Below are 22769 nucleotides of genomic sequence, written 5' to 3'. Positions count from 1 at the left end.
GTCAGTGAGTTGGGACCGGGCGGCGAACCGCCCGACCCTCGGGAGTTCGCTCAGGCCGTCGTGTGATACTTGGCGTCGACCGCGTCAATGGCCTGAACGTTGCCCGCCGATTTCCCCTCGGGGTCGAAGGACGAGGACAGGAAGGCATCGGCGATGTCTTTCGCGAGCTCCGCGCCCACGACCCGCGCGCCCATCGTGATGATATGCGCGTTGTTCGAGGTCGCCGCTTTGCCCGCCGAATAGGTGTCGTGGGTTTGCGCGGCGCGGATGCCCGGCACCTTGTTGGCCGAGAGGCAGACCCCGATCCCGGTGCCACAGCACAGGATCGCACGGTCGTAGGTTCCGTCCTTGACGCCCGATGCGACGCGATCCGCGAGATTGGCGTAGAAATCGTCCGGCCCGGCCTCGGTGCGCGAGGCTTCAGTCACCTCGTAGTCGGGGTTCTGGCTGAGATATTCGGCCAGGATCTTGGCGAGCGGTTCGCCGGCGCTGTCGCCGGCCACTGCGATTTTCATGACAGTTCCTCCGTTTTGACTTGTGCGTCCAGCGCGGCATTGCAGCGCGCGAGAATGTCGAGATATCCGGCCACGTTCCAAGCAGAGCGACCGATGAACAGCCCGTCGATATGCGGGCAGGCGATCAGCTCTGCGCAGTTGTCAGGATTGACCGAGCCGCCATAGAGGCAGGGCACGCGGCGGCCCGTCACCTCTTGCGCCACAGCGATGATCTCGGCCTGGCGGGCATCGGCGTAATCGGCCGTGGCGGGAATACCGTTTTCACCGATGGCCCAGACCGGCTCGTAGGCGAGCCAGATCTCGGCCTGTTTCTGGTCCTCCGACAGCTTCGAGAGCGCACCGCGCACCTGCGTGGCCAGCACTTCAGCGGCCCGCCCCTCTTCGCGATCTTCGAGCGTCTCGCCGATGCAGATGAGCGGGATCAGCCCGTGGCGCACCGCAGCCTCCGTCTTGAGGCCGACCGTCTCGTCGGTCTCGCCGAAATGGGCGCGGCGTTCGGAATGGCCGAGCTCCACAATGTCGAGACCGCAATCAACCAGCATCGGCGCGGACACTTCGCCCGTCCAGGCGCCGGCATCGGCCCAATGCATGTTTTGCGCACCGACCAGCGCGGGCGTGTCAGCCAGCGCGGCCTTGACCTGCCGCGTCGCGGTGAAGGGCGGAATGACAAAGCTCTGGATACGCGGCGACAGGGTCGCAGCCGCGAGGCCATCCGCCCAGGCCATCGCCTCGGACAGGGTTTTGTTCATCTTCCAGCTGGTGCCGATCCAAACCTCGGGCATGTCGAACGCTCCTCCGTCGTGTTGAGGTTAAATAACATGCGTCACGTTAGTTTCAACATTATTTTTGTTACTTTGTGATTTTTAATTGTTAGAACCTGTGACCACTGCTAGCGTTCGCGGCATAGGAGGATCCCATGCTCGATCACGCTCAAGTTGCGGCCAAAGCCGCTATCGACCCTGAAAACTTTGCCCTCGCCAATTGCCTGCGGGCGTTGGCTATCGACGCGGTGAATGCCGCCAATTCCGGCCATCCCGGTGCGCCGATGGGCATGGCCGACGCGGCCACCGTGCTGTTTCGCAACCATCTGAAATTCGACGCCTCGGCCCCCGACTGGCCCGACCGGGACCGCTTCGTGCTGTCCAACGGCCATGCGTCGATGCTGCTTTACGGGTTGCTGCATCTGACCGGCTACGAAGACATGACGCGCGACCAGATTCGCAATTTCCGGCAGTGGGGGTCGATCACGGCCGGCCATCCAGAATGGGGCCATGCGAAGGGCGTCGAGACGACGACCGGCCCGCTGGGACAGGGCTTGGCAACCGCCGTCGGCATGGCACTGGCCGAGCGCGCGCTGGCCACCGAGTTCCCCGGCCTTGTCGATCACCGCACATGGGTGATGCTGGGCGACGGGTGCCTGCAGGAAGGGATCGGACAAGAGGCGATCTCGCTTGCGGGGCATCTCGGACTGGGCAAACTGAACCTTCTTTACGACGACAATGACATCACCATCGACGGGCCGACCTCCGTGTCCTTCTCGGAGGATGTTCCGGCGCGGCTTGCGGCCTGCGGCTGGCATGTGATCCGCTGCGACGGCCATGACGCCAAGGCGCTCGACGAGGCGATGGCGGCCGCGAAGGCCGAGACCGCGCGGCCCAGCTTGATCGCGATGAAGACGGTGATCGGCTTCGGCTCGCCCAATCGGGCAGGCACGGCGAAGGCGCATGGCGCCCCGCTGGGAGAGGAAGAAGGCGCGCTGGCCAAGCAGGCGCTCGGTTGGGAGGCTGCGCCGTTCGATATCCCCGAGAACCTCGCTGCAGCCTGGGCCGCGATCGGGGCCCGCGGCACGCAGGCCCGCGCGGAATGGGAGGACGCCCTCGCCGCCTCTGGCAAGGCCGCGGAATTCACCGCCCGCGTCGAGGGTAAGCTGCCGGAAGGCTACGCCGCCGCCGTCGAGGATGCCCGCGCCGAGCTGTTCGAAACCCCGCAATCCGTCGCAACCCGGAAAGCCTCGCAGATCGCGCTGGAGCATCTAGCCAAGGCGGTGCCCGCGATGATCGGCGGCAGCGCCGATCTCACCGGCTCCAACCTGACGCGCGTCGCCGCCGTCGACTCGTCGTACACCGCCGCCAAACCGGGTCGCTATATCGGCTACGGTGTGCGCGAGTTCGGCATGGCGGCGGCGATGAACGGTCTCGCGCTGCATGGCGGCCTCAAGCCCTATGGCGGCACGTTCCTCGTGTTCTCGGACTACGCACGCAACGCGATCCGCCTGTCGGCCCTGATGGGGCTGGGCGTCACCTATGTGATGACCCACGACTCGATCGGGCTCGGCGAGGACGGCCCCACGCACCAGCCGGTCGAACATCTGGCCTCGCTGCGCGCGATCCCCAACCTCAACGTGTTCCGGCCCGCGGATGCGGTGGAGACGCTGGAGGCGTGGGATATCGCGATCCGGTCGACGGGCACGCCGTCTTTGCTGGCGCTGTCGCGGCAAGGTGTACCGCAACTGCGCGGCGCGGGGGATGGGAACCTGACCGCGCGCGGCGCCTATGTGATCCGCTCCTTCGGGGAGGGCCGCGACGTAACACTTCTCGCGACAGGGACCGAGGTGGCGCTGGCCGTGGAGGCCGCAGAGGCGCTGCATGCGGACGGCGTCAATATCGCCGTGGTCTCGATGCCATGCTGGGAGTTGTTCGACGCGCAGCCCGAGGAGTACCGGACCGAAGTTCTCGGCACCGCGCCGAGGATCGCGGTCGAGGCCGCGTCGGCCTTCGGCTGGACCCGCTACGTCGCGCGCGAAGCGGATGTGATCGGCATGCCGGGCTTCGGCGCCTCGGCTCCGGCGGAGCGGCTCTATGCCGAGTTCGGCATCACCAAAGATGCGATCGTTGCGCGCGCCAAGGCGCTGATCGCGGGCTAAAGATAGCGCGGGCCAGAGCGACAGGCCCGCGCTCTTTCAGCCGTCGAAGCTGCGCTCGATCCCCGGCGACCGACTTTTTTTCCGCCGACCAACCACCGCGTGCTTGAGTGTTCAGAGCGCGCGCGTCGTCATCGAAACCTGACAGCCCTCTAGCCCGCCACGTACCTCCGCGCCCGCGGGCAAAGGTTGCGGACCGATGCGCGCACCGGTGACGATGCAATGCTCCGCCCGCAGCCCCGGCCCGATGACGGCGGCCCGCTCGGCAAGGAAGCTGAGGAAGCACACGATCTCGGAGAGCGACATGCCCGCGGCCATCGTGGGCGGATCGGAAGGCGCGCCGATCACAAGCGGCAGACGCGTCAGATCGCGGCTCTGCCAATCAGGGACCTCGTCGCCCAGAACGATCGCCTGGTTCGAGAATCGGTCCGCCATCTGCGCCAGCGGCGGCTGCTTTTCGAGCGCGGTGAAGCGCGATTGCAGCACCTCGAAGGCGACATGAACGCTGCCGATCGCATCCAGAATCTCGGCGGGCTTGGCCTTGGGCGAAATATCGGCGCGCAGTCGCACCGCGATCTCCAGCTCGAGCCGGGCATGGGGCGCGACGTCAAGTGTCGCCCCCGTCGGGTGGATCGCTCGGTCCAGAACCGGTGCGCAGGACAGGTCGCGCCCACCCAGCAGCGCGTGTTTCCAGCCGCCCACCGGACCGAGATGGCGCAGGCTTTCGGCCTGCACCGCATAGGCCTCCGCCGGGCTTTCCGGGAGCGGGTTCAGCGCGTCGAGCGTCTCGCCGTCATTCGCGGCGGCCAGAGCTTCTGATGCGCTTGCGATTTGGTCACGCTGCATGATGTGCAACCTCTTCTTTCATAGCTTCGCGCGGGATAATCGCGCCGGGATACCGGACGACGCAGCTCGCGAGCCGTGCGCCATTGAGAATTGCCGCCGCCAGCGGCTTGCCGCGTTGCAGGGCCGAGAGAAGCGCGGCGTCGAAACTGTCGCCTGCGGCGGTGGTGTCGACGGCCGCAACGGGCTCGGGCAGCGCAACGCGCAGCGCCGCACCCGATGCGTCGCGCGCCAACACGGTACCGCCGCCGGTCGTCAGCACGATCATCCCCGGCGCATGTGTCTCGCAGCGCGCCATGACCGCCTCGGGATCGGCCTCGTCCCAAAGGGCCGCGAGATCGTCGAGCGAGGGCAGCGCGAGGCTCGTCACCGCCAAGGCGCGCTCCGTCCACTCCGCCGCCTCGGCCCGGTCGCGCCAGAGCCGCGGGCGGTAATTCGTGTCATAGGCGACCGTGACGCCCCGCTGGCGCAGCGCATCGAGCTCCGCCAGCAGCCGCGCGCGCGCCTCCTCGGGAAGGATCGCCAGAGTGATACCGGAGAACAGCAGAACGCGCGCCTGACCGAGCGCCGCGACCTCAGTCCCGTCGGCGCCGAACATCCGGCGCGCCGGCGCCTGATCGCGCCAATAGGTGAAGCTGCGCTCGCCCGTGGCATCGGTGGCGATGAAGCTCAGCCCCGGGCTGCCATTGGCCTCGGCCCCGATCCCCTCGATCTCGACGCCTTCGCGCGCAATCGTGTCGCGCATCCAGCGGCTCATCCCGTCTTCGCCCAGCCGCGAGAGATAGCCGACCCGCAGATCAGGCCGCAGCCGCGCGAGATAGATCGCCGCGTTGAGCGTGTCGCCGCCGAGGCGACGATGGAACAGATCGGGCGTTGCGGGATCGTTGGTGAATTCGGCGAGAGGCTCGCCGATGCAGAGAAAGTCCAGCATGTGAGGCTCCGGTCAGGCAGGCGTTACCGGGCTCGGAAGCGGGCTTCCGGCCAGATAGGCGTCGATATTGGCGATCACCAGCTGCGCCATCGCGCGCCGCGCCTCGTTCGTCGCCGACGCGATATGCGGCGTGAAGAGCGTATTGGGCGCGCGCAAAAGACCGTCCGCCGCCCCATCGGGCGCGACAGGTTCGACCTCGAACACGTCGAGCGCGGCAGAGCCGAGCGTGCCGCCATGCAAGGCCGCAGCCAGCGCCGCGCTGTCGACGACCGAGCCGCGCGCGACATTGACCAGAGTGCCCTCGGAGCCTAGCGCCTCCAGAACCGGCGCATCGACGATATACCGCGTCTCGGGCGTGGCCGAGAGCGTGACGAACAGGACATCGCTTTCGGCGGCCAGCGTCCGGGCGTCGGGGCGCCATGCCTCGGGGGCGTCATCATGGGGCTTGCGCGCGTGGTAGATCACATCGACCCCCAGCGCGCGGAGCATATCCGCCAGCGCCCGCCCGATCCGGCCATAGCCGAGGATACCCGCCCGGCATCCGGTCAGCGCCTGACCCAGCCGAGGTTTCTGCCCGTTCGACCAACCGCCGGAGCGCAGCAGCCGCTCGCCCTCGCCGATCCGGCGCCGCACCGAAATCGCGAGCCCCAGTGCCAGTTCAGCCACTGCCTCCGACAGCACATCCGGCGTCGTCGTCACATCGATGCCGCGCGCGGCCGCCGCGTCGAGATCGACCGCATCGGTGCCCACGCCATTGACCGCGATCAGGCGCAGGTCGGGAAATTCGGAGATCTCCTCGCCCGAGAGGCCGCGCGCACCGCTGGTCAGCAAGACCTCGATGCCCTCACGCGCCGCGGCATCGCGAGTAACCGGATGCTCGGCGCAGAACGCTTCCATCATGTCGGCGGGTTTCAACTCGATCAGCGCGAGGATCGACGGGTTCGATTTGGTCTCGTCCTTCATGAGATCTGCCCCAGGAAGTTGCGCAGCCGCTCGGATTTCGGATTGCCGAAGAACTCCGCCGGCGGCCCTTCCTCGATGATCGCGCCCTGCTCCATGAAGATCACGCGGTCGGCAACGGCGCGGGCGAAATCCATCTCGTGGGTGACGCAGAGCATCGTCATGCCTTCGCGGGCCAGATCGATCATCGTGTCGAGCACTTCCTTGACCATCTCGGGATCGAGCGCCGAGGTCGGCTCGTCGAACAGCATGATCCGCGGCTCCATGCAGAGCGCGCGCGCAATCGCGACCCGCTGCTGCTGGCCGCCCGAGAGTTGGGCGGGAAACTTGTCGGCCTGCTCGGGGATCTTCACGCGCTCCAGATATTTGCGCGCGGTCGCCTCTGCGGTGGCCTTATCCGCACGTCCCGTCTTGAGCGGCGCGAGCGTGCAGTTCTGCAGAACAGTCAGATGCGGGAACAGGTTGAATTGCTGGAAGACCATCCCGACATCGCGACGCACCTTCGCGACGTTCTCGCCGCCAGCCGTCAATTCGATCCCGTCGACGGTGATCTTGCCCTCCTGAATCTCTTCGAGTTGGTTGAGCGTGCGGATCAGGGTCGACTTGCCGGAGCCGGACGGACCGCAGACCACGATCCGCTCGCCTTGTTCGACCGTCAGATCAATCGACTTCAGCGCCTGAAACGCACCGAAGAACTTGGTGACGCCGCGCATCTCGACGGCGGGCTGCTGTGCTTGTGTCATGGGATGCCTTGTAGGGTGATCCGGCGCAGCGCGGGGCTGCGCCGGATATGAAGTGAGATCAGTTCGTGGCCGTTTTCGGCGTCGCGGCTTCCTCGGCCGAGCCGTTGCGGACGAAATCGGGGATGTCCGTCGCGAGCCACTGCTCGGAGATCTTGTCCATCGTGCCGTCTTTCATTGCGGAACCGACGAACTCGTTGATCTTCGCCAGAAGCTTGTCTGCGCCCGGCTCGACCGCGATGCCCTGAACTTGGCTCGAGAGCGGGAACTTCTCGTCGAAGCGACCCGGCGCGGCCTTCTCGATCTGGGCGGCCACGACGTTCGAAACGCCGATCAGCGGCACCTGACCCGAAAGCAGCGCTTGAACCGCGCCCGCGTCGTCGTCGAAGCGGCGGATCGTGGCGTCATCGGGGGCGACCTTGGTCACGCCCGCATCCTGCGTCGAGGCGCGCACGACGCCGACCGACTCGCCGGAGAGATCAGCCGGCTTGGAAACCTTCTCGTCCTTCTTGCCGTAGACCATGATCTCGATCCCGGCATAAGGGCGCGAGAAATCGACCCGCTTGACGCGCTCGGGCGTGATGCCCAGCGAGGCGACCAGCACGTCGACCTGACCCGAGAGCAGGTAGGGGATGCGGTTCGGGCCGGTCACCGGCACGATCTCGATCTTGGTGCCGAGGTAATCGGCGAGCGCCTTGGCGGTATCGGCGTCATAGCCTTCCGGCTTGCCGGTGGTGCCCATCAGACCGAAGGGCGGAAAATCGACGAGCATGCCGACTTTGAGCACGCCGGCCTTCTCGACCTGATCGAGCGTGGTGGCCTGCGCCTGGCCTGCCATCAATGCGCCGACCGTCAGGGCCGCCGTTGCAACTGTCTTGAGAAACTTCATGGATTACTCCTCCTAAACCTGAAGCGGGTGAAAAATCAGCGGGTGAATGCGAGGCGCATCCGCCCTTCCAACCGGCGCGCATACAGCGACAGCGGCCAGCAGATGATGAAGTAGATCGCGGCCACCAGCCCGAAGACGACGAACGGGTCGAAGGTCGCGTTGTTGACGATCTGACCGGCGCGGGTCAGCTCGGTGAAGCCGATGATGGAGGTCAGCGAGGTGCCCTTGATCAGCTGCACGAGGAAGCCGACGGTCGGAGCCACGGCGATCCGTGCCGCCTGCGGCAGAACCACATGCTGCATCCGGTCGCGATAGCTCAGCGACAGCGCGGTCGCGGCCTCGGTCTGCCCGGACGGCACCGCCTCGATCGAGCCGCGCCAGATCTCGCCCAGATAGGCGCTGGCATGGAAGGTCAGCGCGATCGCCGCCGCCAGAAGCGGGTTGATCGGCAGGTTCAGCACGGTCAGGCCGAAATAGAACAGGAACAGCTGCATCAGAAGCGGCGTGCCCTGGAAGATGCGGATGAACCCGGCGCTGGTCCGGCGCAGCGCTTTCGAGCCAGAGCTGCGCGCGAGCGCCACGAACAGCCCGCCGATTGCGCCGCCGATGAAAGCGATGGCCGACAGCAGAAGCGTCCAGCGCACGGCCTCGATGATGAACAGGATGTCGGAAGGTCCGAATTGGCGGATCATGTCAGCGGCTCGCAGGATAGTTGAATACGGCGTTCTGGATTAGCTTGAAGAGTCCCGAGAACAGCAGCGAAAGGACAAGGTAGATGCCGGTCACGACGAGGTAGATCTCGAAGCTGGCGAAGGTCTTGGCGTTCAGATCCGCGCCGATGGAGGCCAGATCGTTCGCCGAAATCGTCGAGACGACCGACGAGGTCAGCATCAGGTAGATGAACTGGCTCGTCATCGCCGGATAGACGTTGCGCAGCGCCGGTTTCAGGATCACGTAGCGGAAAATCTGGATCGGCCCGAGACCCAGCGCGCGCCCTGCCTCGATCTGGCCATGGGGTACGGATTCGATGCCGGCACGCGTGATCTCGGTCCCGTAGGCGCCGACATTGATCACCAGCGCGATCAGCGCCGCGACATTGGGATCGAGCGAGATCCCGATCGCGGGCAGCCCGAAATACAAAAAGAAGATCTGCACGAGGAAGGGCGTGTTGCGGATGATCTCGACATAGGCGCCGACGATCGCGTGCAGCACTTTGGAATGCGAGGTGCGCGCGGCAGCCCCCAGAACCGACACGATCAGCCCCAGAATCATCGCCGCGAAAGACAGGCGGATGGTCAACCATGCGCCATAGAGCAGCAGGTCGAAATTCTCGAATACGGGCGTGAAATTGAAGTGATACACGTCGCCTCCCCTGCGTGTAACCACATGCCTGCTCGCTCCTCAACGATCGGACATATGCATTTTTAGATCGATCTAATTAGAACGATCTAAATCCTGAGTCGCAAGTCACGGATGCGTGATGGTCTTCTTTGGATATCAGTCGACGGGGCCGGTGGTGTCGCGCACTCGCAGGCGGGGCGTCACGATCTCGGATTTGAGCTCTGCACTCGGGTCCTTGATCCGCCGCAGCAGCAGCTTGGCCGAGGCCGCTCCGATCTGGCGCGGAAAGACCTGCACCGTCGTCAGGCGCGGCGGCGCGCCGAGATCGATGAAGGACAGGTTATCGTGCCCCACCACCGAGAGGTCGCGCCCCGGCATCAGGCCAAGGTCGAACAGCCCCCGCAGCAGACCCGAGGCGAGAATATCGTTGAAGCAGATCGCGGCGGTCGGGCGCGGCTCCAGCGCCATCAGCATTGCGGCCGATTGCGGCGAGCCATCCCATTCCAGCGGCACGTCGATCACCCCGGCATTGACGAGCCCCTGCGCGCGCAACTCCTCTTCGAAGGCCCCGAGACGTTCTTCCCGCGTCGACACCTTCCCGGCGAGCGAGACAAAGGAAATCCGCCGGTGGCCGAGATCGCGCAGATGCCGCACGCTCAGCCGCACCGCGAGGCCGTGGTCGGACCCGGCGAAATCGCTCAGATCGCGCCCGACATGGCGCATCGCTTGCACCAGCGGTACGCCTGCTGCGACCAGCTTCTCTATCGTGTCCGGCTCGGTCCCTTCGGCGGGAAAGAGGATGATCCCTTCGGCATCGTGCTCGCGCAACCGGCGCAGCAACCCCGACTGCCGCTCCGGATCGTCGCGCGAGCTGGCGAGCATCACCTGGTAGCCCTGCTCGTCCAGCTCGGCCTCGATCCCCTCGACGAATTCCGAGAAGAAGCTGTTCACCAGGTTCGGGATGATGACGCCGACCGTGCGGCTTTTCTGGCCGCGCAGTCGGGCTGCCCCGCTATTGGGCACGTAGTCGAGCTCGGCGATGACCTTCTCGACCTTCTCGCGCGTCTTGTCGGCGACCAGATCGGAGCCGCGAATGACGAGAGAGGCGGTCGCGCGGGACACGCCCGCCGCCCGCGCCACATCCATCAATGTCGTACGCTTGACCGCCATAATCGCGGAGTAACGACACGAAGGCGATCACGCAAGCACGACAGATTCGCCGCGCCGACCGCTGCCCAGAGGCGAGACCCTAGCGGTAGTGCTTCTGCGTCATGTCGAAGGCGCCGCGCTTCAGATCCATCTTGAAGAACTTATGGTCGCGCTTGAGCCGCTTGACCGCCTCGCGTCCGAAACACAGCAGATCATCGACGAACAGATCGAAGGGCTGCATCGCCTCGATGATGCGCGGCTCGATCCGGTAGTCCAGCTCACCCGCATCGTCAGAGCGCGCATGGGCCTGCGCCAGCGCCTGACCGCAGGCATGGGCATAGTCGCGCCAGCTGCCCTTCGACAGATCGTCGAGATCGATATCGTCGCGGAACGGCGCGCGCTCGCGCGACATGAAGCTCATATCGTCAATCTCGACGCTACCGTAGAACACATCGCCCTGCGCCAGATGCACCCGCTGGCCATGCGCGATCCGGTCGCCCTTGTCGCCGGCGACGAAATCATTCTCCGGCACGAGGCCTTCCAGCGCGGATTGCCGGGCGCGCTTGAACTCGATGATCAGATCGTCGCTCGCATCCTTGCTCGGCCCTTCGATCAGGCAATAGTAGCGCGGCAGCCCCAGCGAGGCCGTGCCCTGCCCGTGGCGGATGCAGACATCCTTCACCTTCAGCTCGCCCGCGCGACCGCCCGGATCGATCCCGTTCTGCTTGGCCACGTCATTGATGTAACCCTGAAACTCCGAGATCCGGCTGGAGATCGGCGTCAGCTCGTCATTCGCCCGGAAGCCCCGCCCGGTCTCGTTGAGATAGCGATCCCAGAGCCATTTCTTCCGGCTCTTGCGCGCCTTCTTGAACATCCGCTGGATCACTTTCGGGCTGTTATCGGGGCGCATCTGCTGGCTCGCCTCCTTGTCGTGGCGGGCGTAGAATTCCATCCCGTCGCGATAGCCTTCGACGAATTTGCGCACGATCTTCTCGCGGTGCTTTTTCTTCTGATCGCCCTCTTCCTTGGCCGCGATCAGGAAGCCCGTGATCCCGCGCTTCAGGTCCCAGGTGAAGGGGCCGTAAAGCACGTCGTCGAAATCATTCACACCGAAGATCGGCACGTTATCGGCATTGGGCATGATCCCGAAATTCTCGGGGTGGACGTCGCCGAGCGCCAGCACCGTCGGCATCCGCTCATCCTCGCCCAGCATGTCGCGGTGGAACAGAAGCGAGGTGCCGCGGAAGAAGGAAAACAGCGAATCCGCCAGTTCCTCGAATTTCTCGCCTGCGCCCTCGGCCTTCTCGTCGATGCGGACCGCGTGGTCCTCAATGATCGTCGAGCGCACGTGCAGGCGCCGCGCGAGCCCGGTCAGATCGCCCGGACGCATCACGCAGGGGTATTTCACATAGGCTTCGGCAAGCTCGCGATAAGCCTCGACCCGGCTCTGGAGCTGTTCGACGGGCGCGACCCCGGTGGCCTTGCGCGACCGCTTCGGGCTTTGCGCTTTCGAATTGGAAGATCTCGGCTTGTTGTTGCCTTCGGCCATGGGAGGTGCTCCTTTTCGGGGTTCGCTCTCCTAACGGAAAGGCGGGCGAAGGCGTTCCGAAAAACCGGCGTGAGCACCAAAGATCAGGGCGTATATTCCCCGCAGAGCGCGCGGGACAGGCGCGCGGCCCGCGCCTGCGGGTCGCCGAGTGAGAGGACATGGGAAAGCTTGGTATAGGCCGCCTCGGGCGTCATGTCGCGCCCGTCGATCACCCCGTGATCGCGCAGGATCGCCCCCGCCGCATAAGTGCCAAGCGCCATGCCGCCCTCGGGGCATTGGCTGACCGCGATGACGGGGATCGCGCGGGCCTGCGCAGTGGCAAGCGCCGCGCGCACGCCGGGCGTGTCGGGCGCAGTCCCCGAGCCATAGCAGCGCAGCACCAGACCGTCGCAGGTCTTGGCGGCATGTTCGAGAAGGCTCTCCTCCGCCCCCGGCGCGACGGCCAGAACGGCGATCCGTGCAGGCCGGATCGGGTGGCGCGTCAGGCGCGGCCCCGGCTGGCAGGGCGGGATGTCGGAGGGATCGGCGGCAAAGGCGTCGAAGGCGCGCGAATGGCTTTTGCGGACCCGCGCGCCATGCAGCAGGCGTCCTGCAAATTGCACCCAGACGCCGGGCGCCGCCTGCCCCGCCTCCGTAATCGCGTCGCGCAGATTGCGCGCGCCGTCATTGCCTTCGACCGACAGCGGCAGCATCGATCCGGTCACGATCACCGGCTTGCCCAACCCTTCGAGCGCAAAGCACAAAGCCCCCGCCGTATAGGCCAGCGTATCGGTGCCATGGGTCACGATCACGCCGTCGCAGCGGTCGTGATGCGCGGCGATGGTCTCGGCGATCCGGTTCCAGTCGGCGGGCGTGGCATTGGCGCTGTCGATCAGCGGGTCGAGGCGCAGAGTCTCGACCTCGCGCCCCTCGGGCAAGGTGGCGAGGAAATCCTCGACCACGCCCTGCTGCGGCACGAAACCCGCATCCGAGGCGACCATGCCGATCGTGCCGCCTGTATGGATCAGAAGCAGCGCCACGCCAGGCGTCTCAGTGCCGCGACAGGACGCTGGAAGGCCGCGCGCGCGACAGCGACACCGTCAGCGCAGCCACGATCAACGCCTTGATCATGTCGCCGGGGATGAAGACCACCATCAGCGAGGTACTCTCGATCAGGCTCTTGCCGAGCGCCAGCGACAGCCCGACGATCCCCATCGCGTAGGACAGCACGATCCCGCCAAGGATCGCCCCCACGAAGACCGAGGCACCCAGCGGCACCGAGCGCCACTTCTCGACGATGAAACCGGTCAGCCACGCGGCCAGCGGCCAGCTGAACAGGAACCCGCCCGTCGGGCCGAAGAAGACGCCAAGCCCCCCACGACCACCGGCCAGCAGCGGCAGCCCCACGGCCACTAGCAGCAGGAACAGCAGAACCGCGAGCGCACCGCGCTTCGATCCCAGCACCGCCCCCGCCAGCATGATCCCAAGGCTTTGCGCCGTGATCGGCACCCCGAAGCCCAGCGTGATTTTCGGGATCAGCGCGAGCACTGCAATCAGAGCCGCAAACAGCGCGATCAGCGCGACATTCTTTTCCATCTCAAGTCTCCCTCTCGGATGTGAGCCCTCCCCGGGCCCGTAGCGCATCGCCGACATGGTCGGCATCGTCAAGCGCAAGAAGCGTGAAGGGCAGCACCAGCCGCCAGCTTGGCCGCCGCGTGGCCCGGGCGCGCCAGCTCTCGGTGAGGCGCCCCCCTTTGTTGGTCAGCACCGGCACCATACGGATCACCAGCGCGATCGCGATCTCCAGCGCAGCGGTCGACAGCCCGAAGCGGCGCAAAGGCGTCGTCAGCCAGCGCACGACCGCGATCATATCACTCAGCCGCGTCGTCATCGACACGAGGTTCGCCAGCGCCACGGCAGAGATCATCCGCATCACGATCACCGCGCCCTGCGCCAGCTCGCCGATCACGACCTGCCAGATCGCGACGATCACGATGAAGGGCCAGAGCAGTTTCAGCGCCGCCAGACCCGCGCGCAGGAAGGCGCGGCCCGGCAAAGCATAGGCGATCAGGATCGCCGTGACGACGCCCGCAAGGATCAGGGGGCTCTCGATATAGAACAGGCCCACGGTCGCCACGCAGAGCGCTGCGAGCTTCAGACCCGCAGGCCAGTCATGGGCGGCGGTCTTAACGGGAGAGCTGAGCGATATCATCGGCCTCTCCCGCGCGGGTCATCTCTTCGACGTAGACGGGCAGCACCTCGCGCGCCGCGCCATGCATCCGCAGCCGTCCTTGGTCGAGCCAGAGGATTTCGTCGTAATGCTCCAGCTCGCGCGGGTCATGCGTCACCTGCACCAGCGTCCCGCGATAGAGCGTCAGCGCCCGGCCCAGCTGCGCCTTGGTCGGGATGTCGAGGCCCGAGAATGGCTCGTCGAGGATCAGCAGGTTCGGGGCCATCGCGCTCACCGCCATCAGACACAGAAGCTGCTTCTGGCCCTGGCTGAGCGTCGTCACATAGGCATCGCGCCACGCCGCCTTGCCGAACTGCTCCAAGGTGCGATCGGCCGCAGCTTCGGCCTCGGGCTTCTTCATGCCCTGCTGACGCAGCCCGAAGGAAATCTCCTCGATCACGGTCGGAAAGATGATCTGGTGATCGGGGTTCTGGAACAGGATGCCGACCTCGCGGAGCGCTGCCTTCCGGTCGGCGGCCAGATCGTGCCCGTTGATCCGCAGGCTGCCCCGGCTCGGCGCGATCAGCCCCGCCATCAGTCGCGACAGGGTGGATTTGCCCGACCCGTTGCGCCCGACAACGCCGATGCGCCGGGCGCGGGTCTCCAGCGAAATCCCCTCCAGCACCGGGCGACCGTCAAGATCGTGGCCGAGATCGGATATCGCGATATGGCTCGCGGAGGTTTGGGTCGCGCCGTCAGACATGCGCCGGGTCATATACGCAGACGCGCCGCGTTTCCAGACGCCCTGCACATAGCGAAAGGCGCGCGAGGTTTCCCCCGCGCGCCTTTGTCTCAAAGCTTGGCCAGCTTACCGAGGTTCGGTCCGCAGACCCTTCCAGATCGCCCAACACATCACCAGCAGAACCAGCGTGAAGGGCAAACCGGTCGAGATGACCATCGCCTGTAGCGCACTCAGACCACCGCCGATCAACAGCACGATCGCGACCGCGCCCTCAAAAGTGGCCCAGAACACACGCTGCGGGACCGGTGCGTCGACCTTGCCGCCTGCGGTGATCGTATCGATCACGAGCGAGCCGGAGTCCGACGAGGTCACGAAGAACACGATGACCAGGACGATCGCGATGACCGAGGTGATCGAGGCCAGCGGAAGCCCCTCCAGCATCGCGAAGAGCGACAGTGGCGGGTTGTAGCTATCGATGACCTGCGCCTTCACCAGCGAACCGGACGGATCCGAGATCACCTGATCGATCGCAACACCACCGAAGACCGCCATCCACAGCACGCAGACGAGCGACGGGATCAGCAGAACGCAGATGATGAACTCGCGCACGGTACGGCCACGCGAAACGCGGGCGATGAACATGCCGACGAAGGGCGACCAGGAAATCCACCACGCCCAGTAGAACGCGGTCCAGCCGTCGCGATAGCTGTCATCCGTGCGCCCGATCGGGTTCGACAGCGGGATGATGTCCTTCGCATAGGCCAGAAGACCCTGACCGAAATCGGTGAAGATCATCAGCGTCGGGCCCGCGAAGAGCACGAAGAGCAGCAGCAGCGCCGCGATGCCCATGTTGATCTCGGACAGAAGCTTCACGCCGCCATCAAGGCCGCGCAGCACCGAGAACAGCGCAACGCCGGTGATCAGCGTGATCAGGATGACCTGCACCGTCGTGTCGATCGGAACGCCGAACACGTGGTTGAGACCCGCATTCGCCTGCTGCGCGCCGAAGCCGAGCGAGGTCGCAAGGCCGAACAGCGTCGCGAACACCGCGATGATGTCGATGATATGGCCGGTCCAGCCCCAGACCTTCTCGCCGAAGATCGGGTAGAAAGCCGAACGGATCGTCAGCGGCAGACCCTTGTTATAGGAGAACAGCGCCAGCGCGAGCGCCACGACCGCATAGATCGCCCAGGGGTGCAGACCCCAGTGATAGATCGTCGCGGCGAGGCCCATTTCCTTGGCCCGTGCGACATTCTCCGGGATCAGGTTGCCATCCGCATCGAAGGGCGAAGGCGTGCCCAGAGGCTGCGAGACCGCCATGTGATAGACCGGCTCGAGCACGCCGAAGAACATCAGGCCGATGCCCATACCGGCGGCGAAGAGCATCGCGAACCAACCCATATAGGTGAAGTCCGGCTCCGCGTCCGTGCCACCCAGGCGGACTGCGCCATAGGGCGAGACGATCAGGGCAAGGCAGAAGATGACGAAGATGTTCGCGGCGCTCATGAAGAACCAGTCGAAGGTCGAGGTCAGCCACGGGCGCATCGCGCCAAACAGCGAACTCGCCTGCTCAGGCAGAGCCAGCGCATAGAAGACGAAGGCCACGATGGACAACGCCGAGATCATGAAAACAGGGTTGTGAATGTCGAAACCGAAGGGCCCTACCTGCCCTTCGAGGTTGTCTTGACCGATCTCATAGTCGGTCTCGATCAGTTGTGTGTCCCCTTCGGGGGCAGGGATGCCCTGAACTTCTTCAGGTTCGGCCATATGCCGTCCTCCTGTCCTTATTGGTTATATTGGTCCGCGTTATCCGCGTACGAGAAACACCGACGCATCGCTGTGCGCGGCGAGGTGGCCGCCATGCGACGCAAAGAGATAGTTGGCCGCGTTGGGCACATGCGTGGCCATCACCACCAGATCGGCCCCAAGATCGTCAGCCGTCTTCAGCAACGTCTTGTCGAGATCAACGGCCGGGTCGGGCACGATGACTGCCTTCGACGACCCCTTATGCCCAAACTCGTTGGCATGGCTCTGCGCGAAATCGTCCAGTTTCGCGGCATATTCCTTGGCATTGTGGCCGAATTCGCTCGGCTCTTGGCTAGTGACACCTATGAAAACAACTTCTGCGTCGTGTTTCGCTGCGATTTCCGAAGCGACTTTCAACGTCTTGCCCATCTTCTCGACATGACGCAGGTCGACCGGAACCATGATTTTTTCAAACATATCGATCCGTCCCTCAGTCTTGAAGCGCAGCACCCTATTGCAGGATGCAACGATATCCAACCAACCCAGTGTGTCACATTCGGTTCCGGATTTCGTGAAGAAAAATTAAAGAAATGACATGCCTGCCTCGGGGCCTGCGGCGCGCGGTCACATCGGCGCCGGATTCCGTCCTGCGCGGACGTATCACTTCCAGTTGGCTCAGGAAGGAGAGACCGATGCGTTTTCACAGCTCACTTGGAACAAGACTTGGCGCGATAGTCACCGTGATCGCGGTCGTTTTAGGCACGGCCCTACCCGCACAAGCGGCGCTCACCTCGGCGGAACATAGGGCGGTGCTCGCGGCGCTGGATGACGAGTATCACGCGCAGGCCACCTATCGGGCGATCATGGAGAGGTTTGGCGCCGTGCGCCCCTTCTCGAATATCGAGCGGGCCGAGATCTCGCATGCTGCGGCCCTGATCGGAGTGCTGCGCCAGAACGGGCTATCCGTGCCCGCGAACCCTTATATGAGCGGAGCGAAGCCCTTGGCGCCCGTCCCAGCCACGCTGGCCGAGGCCTGCGCGCTTGGCGTGCAGGCGGAGATGGCCAATTCGGGGCTCTATGACGGGCGCCTCCTGCCGGCGGTCGCCGGGAATGCGCAGCTTACCCAGATCCTGACGCGCCTGCGCGATGCCTCTCAGAACAAGCACCTGCCCGCCTTCCAGCGCTGCGGAGGCGGTGGGCAGATGCAGGGGCGCGGCATGGGCGGCCAAGGGCGCGGCTATGGCGGCGGCAGAGGCCCCGTCTGGCACTGAGGCGCCCTGCCCCCGAAGACGCACCCCACGAATGCAAAAACGCCCCGGCCTTTCGGTCGGGGCGTTTCGTTATTCAGACGAACCGGTCGGCTCAGCCGCGCTCTTCGACGATTTCGACGAGGTGCGGGATCTTCGCGACCATACCGCGGACGGCCGGGGTATCTTCCAGCTCACGGGTACGGTTCATCTTGTCCAGACCCAGACCTTTCAGCGTGGCACGCTGGATGGCGGGGCGACGGATCGGCGAACCGATCTGCTTGACGACGATGGTAGCCATTGATCGCTCTCCTTACGCTTCCGTGGCTTCGGCAGGTGCCTCAGCCTCGGGCTTCTTGAGGATGTCGGCCACTTTCTTGCCGCGGCGCGCAGCCACCTGACGGGGGCTTGCTTCGCGGGTCAGACCGTTCAGCGTGGCACGGATCATGTTGTAGGGGTTCTGGGTGCCGGTCGATTTCGACACGACGTCCTTCACGCCCAGCATCTCGAACACGGCACGCATCGGACCACCGGCGATGATCCCGGTACCTTCCGGTGCGGTGCGCATCACGACCTTACCAGCGCCGTGACGGCCCTCGATGTCGTGGTGCAGCGTGCGGCCATCGCGCAGCGGGACGCGGATCAGGTTGCGCTTCGCTTGCTCGGTGGCTTTGCGGATCGCTTCCGGAACCTCTTTGGCCTTGCCTTTGCCGAAGCCGACACGGCCACGCTGGTCGCCGACGACCACGAGGGCTGCGAAGCCAAAGCGCTTACCACCCTTCACGGTTTTCGACACGCGGTTGATCGCGACGAGGCGATCGGCGAATTCCGGGTTTTCGTCGCGGTCGTCGCGGCGGCCCCGGCGGTTGTCACGTTCTGCCATGAGGCATTCCTTCTCGTGATGGCGTGGTTTCACGCCGTTTGTCTCAATCCAGGTGCCCCGCCCCGAAGGGCGCGGCCCGGATCATCGGGGGGACGCGAACGTCCCCCACCAGTCTTAGAACTTCAGACCGCCTTCGCGGGCTGCGTCGGCGAGCGCCTTGATCTTCCCGTGGAACAGGAAGCCACCGCGGTCGAAGTAGCAGGTTTCGACACCGGCTTTCTTCGCACGCTCGGCGATCGCGGCGCCAACTTTGGCTGCCGCTTCGACGTTGTTCTTGCCGACCACACCGAGATCCTTCTCGAGCGTGGAAGCGGCGGCCAGAGTGCGACCGTTCACGTCGTCGATCAGCTGAACGCTGATGTTCTTCGACGAACGATGCACCGAAAGACGGGCGCGACCAGCGGCCATCTTGCGAAGCTTGTTCCGGACGCGCAGGCGGCGCTTGAGGAACAGATCCCGTTTGCTGTTTGCCATTTTCGCGTTCCTTACTTCTTCTTACCTTCTTTGCGGAAGATATACTCACCCTTGTAGCGGATGCCCTTGCCCTTATAGGGCTCGGGAGCACGCCATTCGCGGATATTTGCCGCGACCTGGCCCACCTGCTGCTGGTCAGAACCTTCCACAACGATCTCGGTCTGCTTCGGAGCGGTGACAGTCACGCCCTCCGGAACCTCGAAGTTGACTTCGTGCGAATAACCGAGCGACAGCTTCAGGACGTTGCCCTGCATCTGCGCACGATAACCAACACCCTGGATCTCCAGCTCCTTCTTGAAGCCTTCGGTCACGCCCTGGACGAGGTTCGCGACCTGCGAGCGGGTCATACCCCACTGCTGGCGCGCGCGCTTCGACTGGCCACGCGGGGTGACGGTGACGGCGTTGTCCTCGACAGCGAGGGTCACGTCGTCGGTCGCGGTGAAGGTACGGGTGCCTTTCGGCCCCTTCACTTCGATGGTCTGGCCCGACAGCTGCGCAGAAACGCCGCTGGGAAGCTCGACCGGTTTCTTACCAATACGAGACATTGAGCCCTCCTTAGAACACGGTGCAGAGCACTTCGCCGCCAACATTGGCGGATCGTGCGTTTGCATCCGACATCACGCCCTTCGAGGTCGAGACGATCGAGACGCCGAGGCCCTGACGGACCGACGGAACGTCTTTCGCGGCCATGTACACGCGGCGACCGGGGGTCGAGACGCGCTGCAGCTCGCGGATGACCGGGGTGCCCTCGTAGTACTTGAGGCTGATTTCCAGCTCCGGATGGCCTGCAGCAGACGTCGCCTGCTCGTAACCACGGATGTAGCCTTCGTCAGCCAGCACGTCGAGAACCCAAGCGCGGAGCTTGGAGGCCGGGGTGCGGACGGTGGATTTGCCACGCAGTTGTGCGTTGCGGATGCGGGTCAGCATATCGCCGAGAGGATCGTTCACAGACATGTCGCCCTCCTTACCAGCTCGACTTTACCATGCCGGGGATCTGACCGTAGGAGGCCAGGTCACGCAGCATGATCCGCGAGAGTTTGAGCTTACGGTAGTAAGCGTGGGGACGACCCGTGAGCTGGCAACGATTGTGCAGCCGGACCGCCGACGAGTTGCGCGGGAGTTCCGCGAGTTTCAGCGACGCCTTGAAGCGCTCTTCCATCGGGCGCTCCTGGTCGTTGATGATTTCCTTGAGCGCGGCCCGCTTGTCAGCGTACTTGTTCACAAGACGCTGGCGCTTCGCTTCGCGCGCAACCATGGATTTCTTAGCCATAAGTTTCGTTCCTCCGCGATCAGGCGTTGAAGGGCATGTTGAAATGCTTCAACAGCGCCTTCGCTTCGGCATCCACGTCAGACGTGGTCACCATGATGATGTCCATACCCAGAACCTCATCGACCTTATCGAAGTCGATCTCGGGGAACACGATGTGCTCCTTGAGGCCCATTGCGAAGTTGCCACGACCGTCGAAGGACGGCTTCACGCCGCGGAAGTCGCGAACGCGCGGCATAGCAACGTTGATCAGGCGATCGAGGAATTCGTACATCCGGTCACCGCGCAGGGTCACTTTCGCACCCAGCGGCATCTCTTCCCGGACGCGGAAGCCAGCGATCGACTTCTTCGCCTTGGTCATCACGGCCTTCTGACCAGCGATGAGCGAGAGCTCTTCGGCGGCCTGCTTGACCTTCTTGGTGTCTTTCACGGCTTCGCCGACGCCCATGTTCAGCACGATCTTGTCGAGCCGCGGGATCATCATGTCGTTCTTGTAGCCGAACTCTTCTTTCAGCGCCGCCTTGATGGTGTCGCGGTAAAGAGCGCGAAGACGCGGAGTGTAGGTAGCTTGATCGAGCATCAGATCGCATCCCCCGTGGTCTTGGCGAAACGCACCTTCTTGCCGTCTTCCTCGCGGAAGCCGACGCGGGTGGCTTTGCCGTTTGCGTCCATCAGAGCCAGGTTCGACAGGTCGATCGGCATAGCCTTGGGCTGGCGACCGCCCTGGTTGGACTGGGTCTGACGCTGGTGGCGGATCGCAACGTTCACGCCGTCGACGACAGCTTTGCCGGCTTTCGGGTCAACAGAGGTGATCTCACCCTGCTTGCCCTTGTCCTTGCCAGCGAGAACGACGACCTTATCGCCTTTGCGGAGCTTAGCAGCCATTACAGCACCTCCGGAGCAAGCGAGATGATCTTCATGAAGTTCTTCGCACGCAGCTCACGCACGACCGGCCCGAAGATACGGGTGCCGACCGGCTCGCCCGCGTTGTTCAGGATGACGGCGGCGTTGCGGTCGAAACGGATGGCGGTGCCATCGTCGCGACGAACTTCTTTGGCGGTGCGCACGACGACGGCCTTGCGGACGTCACCTTTCTTCACGCGGCCGCGCGGGATCGCTTCCTTGACCGACACCACAATGATGTCGCCCACGGATGCGTAACGGCGGTGCGAGCCGCCGAGGACCTTGATGCACTGAACCCGGCGAGCGCCGGAGTTGTCAGCAACATCCAGATTGGTCTGCATCTGGATCATGGGGTTACTCCCGACCTTTGGGGACGCCTATGCAGTAAGGGCCCCAGGGTTTCGAATACTGGCGAATGGCCCCGGCTTACGCCGAAACCACAACCCGCCAGCGCTTGGTCTTCGAGACGGGTGCGCACTCTTCGATGCGAACAATGTCACCGGTCTTGAACTGGTTTTCCGCGTCATGGGCGCGGTATTTCTTGGATTTCCGGATCGTCTTCTTGAGAACCGGATGCGTGAAGCGGCGCTCGACCGAAACGGTTACGGTCTGGTCGTTCTTGTCCGACGTCACGGTACCTTGCAGGATGCGTTTGGGCATAGGAAGCTCTCCTTACTTCGCGGCTTCAGCGGCTTTTTGGTTCAGCACGGTTTTGATACGTGCAACGTCCCGACGAACGGTGCGCATGCGCGCGGTGTTCTCGAGCTGGTTCGTGGCCTGCTGAAAGCGGAGGTTGAAGGCTTCTTTCTTCAGCGAGACGAGCTGATCACGCAGCTCATCAGGCGTCTTCGCCTTGAGTTCTTGGGCGTTCATCCCGGGTCCTTTCTTGGCATCAGAGGGCCCCTCGCGGGTGACCCTGCTTTCTGATGGGTTATGTCGGTCCTGATTTCAGGAACTTGGGGCCAATATCAGAGCGAATCGAATATGGCAAGGATTGTTTGGCCTTCGGGCCGCTTTGGCGTAACAGGGGGATAAATCCACGCCCAGTTGCGAGAGCCCTTATGTCCGAGCCCAAGCCCCAGATCGAGTCCCTCTTCGTCACCCGCCTCTACCGCGCCTCCCTATCCGCATTCGGCCCGAAGGTCGGTACGGGCGAGCTGGAAGCGTCGTGCTACGCCATCGCCGAGGATGACGAAGCCGGTCAGGACTGGTGCGAGGAGAACGGCTATCCGGGCTATACCTCCTACGCCTCGCTCACCGACCTGCCCTGGCGCTTCCCGATCTTCGCGGACATGGTGAAGGCCCTCGACAAGCACGTCGCGGCCTTCGCCGAAGATCTGCAATTCGATCTGGGCGAGGGCAAGCTGGTGCTCGAAGACCTCTGGATCAACATCCTGCCCGAAGGCGGCACCCACAGCTCGCACCTCCACCCCCATTCGGTGATCTCGGGCACGACCTATGTCGCGATGCCCGACGGCGCCTCGGCGCTGAAGCTGGAAGACCCGCGCAGCGCCCGGATGA

Annotated in this window: 31 protein-coding genes; 3 read left to right on the top strand and 28 right to left on the bottom strand. The window is 64.4% G+C overall.

Annotated elements, in window-relative coordinates; translation table 11 throughout:
* Positions 1-50 precede the first annotated feature (50 nt).
* Positions 51-515 (bottom strand): RpiB/LacA/LacB family sugar-phosphate isomerase, encoded by a 465-nt coding sequence (locus B3D39_RS01000; RefSeq protein ID WP_075777653.1) that lies wholly within the window; start codon positions 513-515, stop codon positions 51-53.
* Positions 512-1297, bottom strand: coding sequence for a triose-phosphate isomerase (locus B3D39_RS00995; RefSeq protein ID WP_078571277.1), 786 nt, complete (start codon positions 1295-1297; stop codon positions 512-514). The genes B3D39_RS01000 and B3D39_RS00995 overlap by 4 nt, the downstream gene beginning before the upstream one ends.
* Before the next feature lie 134 nt (positions 1298-1431).
* Between B3D39_RS00995 and tkt the strand changes: the two genes are divergently transcribed.
* Entirely contained in the window at positions 1432-3438 is a 2007-nt protein-coding gene (tkt, locus tag B3D39_RS00990; protein ID WP_274962451.1) for a transketolase, read from the top strand.
* A 111-nt stretch (positions 3439-3549) separates the two neighbouring features.
* Here the strand turns inward: tkt and B3D39_RS00985 are convergent, their stop codons facing one another.
* The 15 genes from B3D39_RS00985 to B3D39_RS00915 all read right to left on the bottom strand — a co-directional run bounded on the left by B3D39_RS00985 (position 3550) and on the right by B3D39_RS00915 (position 17011).
* Positions 3550-4281, bottom strand: a complete 732-nt coding sequence (locus tag B3D39_RS00985) for a hypothetical protein (protein WP_274962450.1) — start codon at positions 4279-4281, stop codon at positions 3550-3552.
* Complete coding sequence (locus B3D39_RS00980; RefSeq protein WP_274962449.1) at positions 4271-5209, bottom strand: sugar kinase; 939 nt, start codon at positions 5207-5209, stop codon at positions 4271-4273. Before B3D39_RS00980 ends, B3D39_RS00985 begins: the two co-directional genes overlap by 11 nt.
* A gap of 12 nt (positions 5210-5221) precedes the next feature.
* The gene (locus tag B3D39_RS00975) at positions 5222-6172 is read right to left on the bottom strand and encodes an NAD(P)-dependent oxidoreductase (protein WP_274962448.1); all 951 of its coding nucleotides are present in this window, start codon (positions 6170-6172) and stop codon (positions 5222-5224) included.
* Positions 6169-6882 carry an amino acid ABC transporter ATP-binding protein gene (locus tag B3D39_RS00970; RefSeq protein WP_371326882.1) on the bottom strand — a complete coding sequence of 238 codons (714 nt, stop codon included), beginning with the start codon at positions 6880-6882 and terminating at the stop codon, positions 6169-6171. The genes B3D39_RS00975 and B3D39_RS00970 overlap by 4 nt, the downstream gene beginning before the upstream one ends.
* An 88-nt stretch (positions 6883-6970) precedes the next feature.
* Positions 6971-7798, bottom strand: a complete 828-nt coding sequence (locus B3D39_RS00965) for a transporter substrate-binding domain-containing protein (protein WP_274962447.1) — start codon at positions 7796-7798, stop codon at positions 6971-6973.
* A gap of 35 nt (positions 7799-7833) precedes the next feature.
* On the bottom strand, positions 7834-8490 hold the full coding sequence (locus B3D39_RS00960) for an amino acid ABC transporter permease (protein ID WP_274962446.1): 657 nt from the start codon (positions 8488-8490) through the stop codon (positions 7834-7836).
* Between the two features lies 1 nt (position 8491).
* Positions 8492-9160 carry an amino acid ABC transporter permease gene (locus B3D39_RS00955; protein WP_078600727.1) on the bottom strand — a complete coding sequence of 223 codons (669 nt, stop codon included), beginning with the start codon at positions 9158-9160 and terminating at the stop codon, positions 8492-8494.
* Positions 9161-9295: 135 nt separating this feature from the next.
* Positions 9296-10285, bottom strand: coding sequence for a LacI family DNA-binding transcriptional regulator (locus B3D39_RS00950; RefSeq protein WP_274962463.1), 990 nt, complete (start codon positions 10283-10285; stop codon positions 9296-9298).
* Between the two features lie 103 nt (positions 10286-10388).
* On the bottom strand, positions 10389-11837 hold the full coding sequence (locus B3D39_RS00945) for a DUF2252 domain-containing protein (RefSeq protein ID WP_274962445.1): 1449 nt from the start codon (positions 11835-11837) through the stop codon (positions 10389-10391).
* Positions 11838-11920: 83 nt separating this feature from the next.
* The gene (locus B3D39_RS00940) at positions 11921-12856 is read right to left on the bottom strand and encodes an asparaginase (RefSeq protein ID WP_274962444.1); all 936 of its coding nucleotides are present in this window, start codon (positions 12854-12856) and stop codon (positions 11921-11923) included.
* Between the two features lie 10 nt (positions 12857-12866).
* The gene (locus B3D39_RS00935) at positions 12867-13412 is read right to left on the bottom strand and encodes a biotin transporter BioY (RefSeq protein ID WP_274962443.1); all 546 of its coding nucleotides are present in this window, start codon (positions 13410-13412) and stop codon (positions 12867-12869) included.
* 1 nt (position 13413) lies between these two features.
* A complete protein-coding gene (locus tag B3D39_RS00930; RefSeq protein WP_274962442.1) occupies positions 13414-14028 on the bottom strand; it encodes an energy-coupling factor transporter transmembrane component T family protein in 615 nt (204 codons plus the stop codon).
* Positions 14003-14749, bottom strand: coding sequence for an energy-coupling factor ABC transporter ATP-binding protein (locus B3D39_RS00925; RefSeq protein ID WP_246832687.1), 747 nt, complete (start codon positions 14747-14749; stop codon positions 14003-14005). The genes B3D39_RS00930 and B3D39_RS00925 overlap by 26 nt, the downstream gene beginning before the upstream one ends.
* Before the next feature lie 105 nt (positions 14750-14854).
* Entirely contained in the window at positions 14855-16495 is a 1641-nt protein-coding gene (locus B3D39_RS00920) for a BCCT family transporter (RefSeq protein WP_078521273.1), read from the bottom strand.
* 39 nt (positions 16496-16534) lie between these two features.
* Positions 16535-17011, bottom strand: coding sequence for a universal stress protein (locus tag B3D39_RS00915; RefSeq protein ID WP_246831750.1), 477 nt, complete (start codon positions 17009-17011; stop codon positions 16535-16537).
* 155 nt (positions 17012-17166) lie between these two features.
* Between B3D39_RS00915 and B3D39_RS00910 the strand changes: the two genes are divergently transcribed.
* On the top strand, positions 17167-17745 hold the full coding sequence (locus B3D39_RS00910; RefSeq protein WP_286789294.1) for a ferritin-like domain-containing protein: 579 nt from the start codon (positions 17167-17169) through the stop codon (positions 17743-17745).
* Positions 17746-17836: 91 nt separating this feature from the next.
* On the opposite strand, the gene rpmD is transcribed toward B3D39_RS00910, so the two are convergent.
* The 11 genes from rpmD to rpmC form a co-directional block, all read right to left on the bottom strand.
* Positions 17837-18022 (bottom strand): 50S ribosomal protein L30, encoded by a 186-nt coding sequence (gene rpmD / locus B3D39_RS00905; protein WP_075773858.1) that lies wholly within the window; start codon positions 18020-18022, stop codon positions 17837-17839.
* Between the two features lie 12 nt (positions 18023-18034).
* Positions 18035-18604 (bottom strand): 30S ribosomal protein S5, encoded by a 570-nt coding sequence (gene rpsE / locus B3D39_RS00900; RefSeq protein ID WP_075773857.1) that lies wholly within the window; start codon positions 18602-18604, stop codon positions 18035-18037.
* Between the two features lie 114 nt (positions 18605-18718).
* A complete protein-coding gene (gene rplR / locus B3D39_RS00895) occupies positions 18719-19078 on the bottom strand; it encodes a 50S ribosomal protein L18 (protein WP_075773856.1) in 360 nt (119 codons plus the stop codon).
* An 11-nt stretch (positions 19079-19089) separates the two neighbouring features.
* Positions 19090-19623, bottom strand: coding sequence for a 50S ribosomal protein L6 (rplF, locus tag B3D39_RS00890; protein ID WP_078521275.1), 534 nt, complete (start codon positions 19621-19623; stop codon positions 19090-19092).
* Between the two features lie 10 nt (positions 19624-19633).
* A complete protein-coding gene (gene rpsH / locus B3D39_RS00885) occupies positions 19634-20032 on the bottom strand; it encodes a 30S ribosomal protein S8 (RefSeq protein WP_152845393.1) in 399 nt (132 codons plus the stop codon).
* 10 nt (positions 20033-20042) lie between these two features.
* Positions 20043-20348: a 30S ribosomal protein S14 gene (gene rpsN, locus B3D39_RS00880; RefSeq protein ID WP_075773854.1), complete on the bottom strand. Its 306-nt coding sequence runs from the start codon at positions 20346-20348 to the stop codon at positions 20043-20045.
* Positions 20349-20367: 19 nt separating this feature from the next.
* Positions 20368-20925, bottom strand: coding sequence for a 50S ribosomal protein L5 (rplE, locus tag B3D39_RS00875; protein WP_098412082.1), 558 nt, complete (start codon positions 20923-20925; stop codon positions 20368-20370).
* A complete protein-coding gene (gene rplX / locus B3D39_RS00870; protein WP_078521279.1) occupies positions 20925-21230 on the bottom strand; it encodes a 50S ribosomal protein L24 in 306 nt (101 codons plus the stop codon). The genes rplE and rplX overlap by 1 nt, the downstream gene beginning before the upstream one ends.
* Entirely contained in the window at positions 21230-21598 is a 369-nt protein-coding gene (gene rplN / locus B3D39_RS00865) for a 50S ribosomal protein L14 (protein WP_075773851.1), read from the bottom strand. Before rplN ends, rplX begins: the two co-directional genes overlap by 1 nt.
* 76 nt (positions 21599-21674) lie before the next feature.
* Positions 21675-21908: a 30S ribosomal protein S17 gene (rpsQ, locus tag B3D39_RS00860; RefSeq protein WP_078521280.1), complete on the bottom strand. Its 234-nt coding sequence runs from the start codon at positions 21906-21908 to the stop codon at positions 21675-21677.
* 12 nt (positions 21909-21920) lie between these two features.
* Positions 21921-22121: a 50S ribosomal protein L29 gene (rpmC, locus tag B3D39_RS00855; RefSeq protein WP_075773849.1), complete on the bottom strand. Its 201-nt coding sequence runs from the start codon at positions 22119-22121 to the stop codon at positions 21921-21923.
* 188 nt (positions 22122-22309) lie between these two features.
* Here rpmC and B3D39_RS00850 point away from each other — a divergent pair.
* Positions 22310-22769 (top strand): TIGR02466 family protein (locus B3D39_RS00850; protein WP_286789293.1); only part of this gene is annotated, 460 nt, incomplete at its 3' end.

Source organism: Thioclava sp. UBA3469 (genome assembly GCF_002378135.1).
In the GTDB taxonomy this organism is placed as follows: Bacteria; Pseudomonadota; Alphaproteobacteria; order Rhodobacterales; family Rhodobacteraceae; genus Thioclava; species Thioclava sediminum.
The sequence above is the reverse complement of the archived record's forward strand: the minus strand, read 5'-3'. Positions and strand labels throughout refer to the sequence as shown.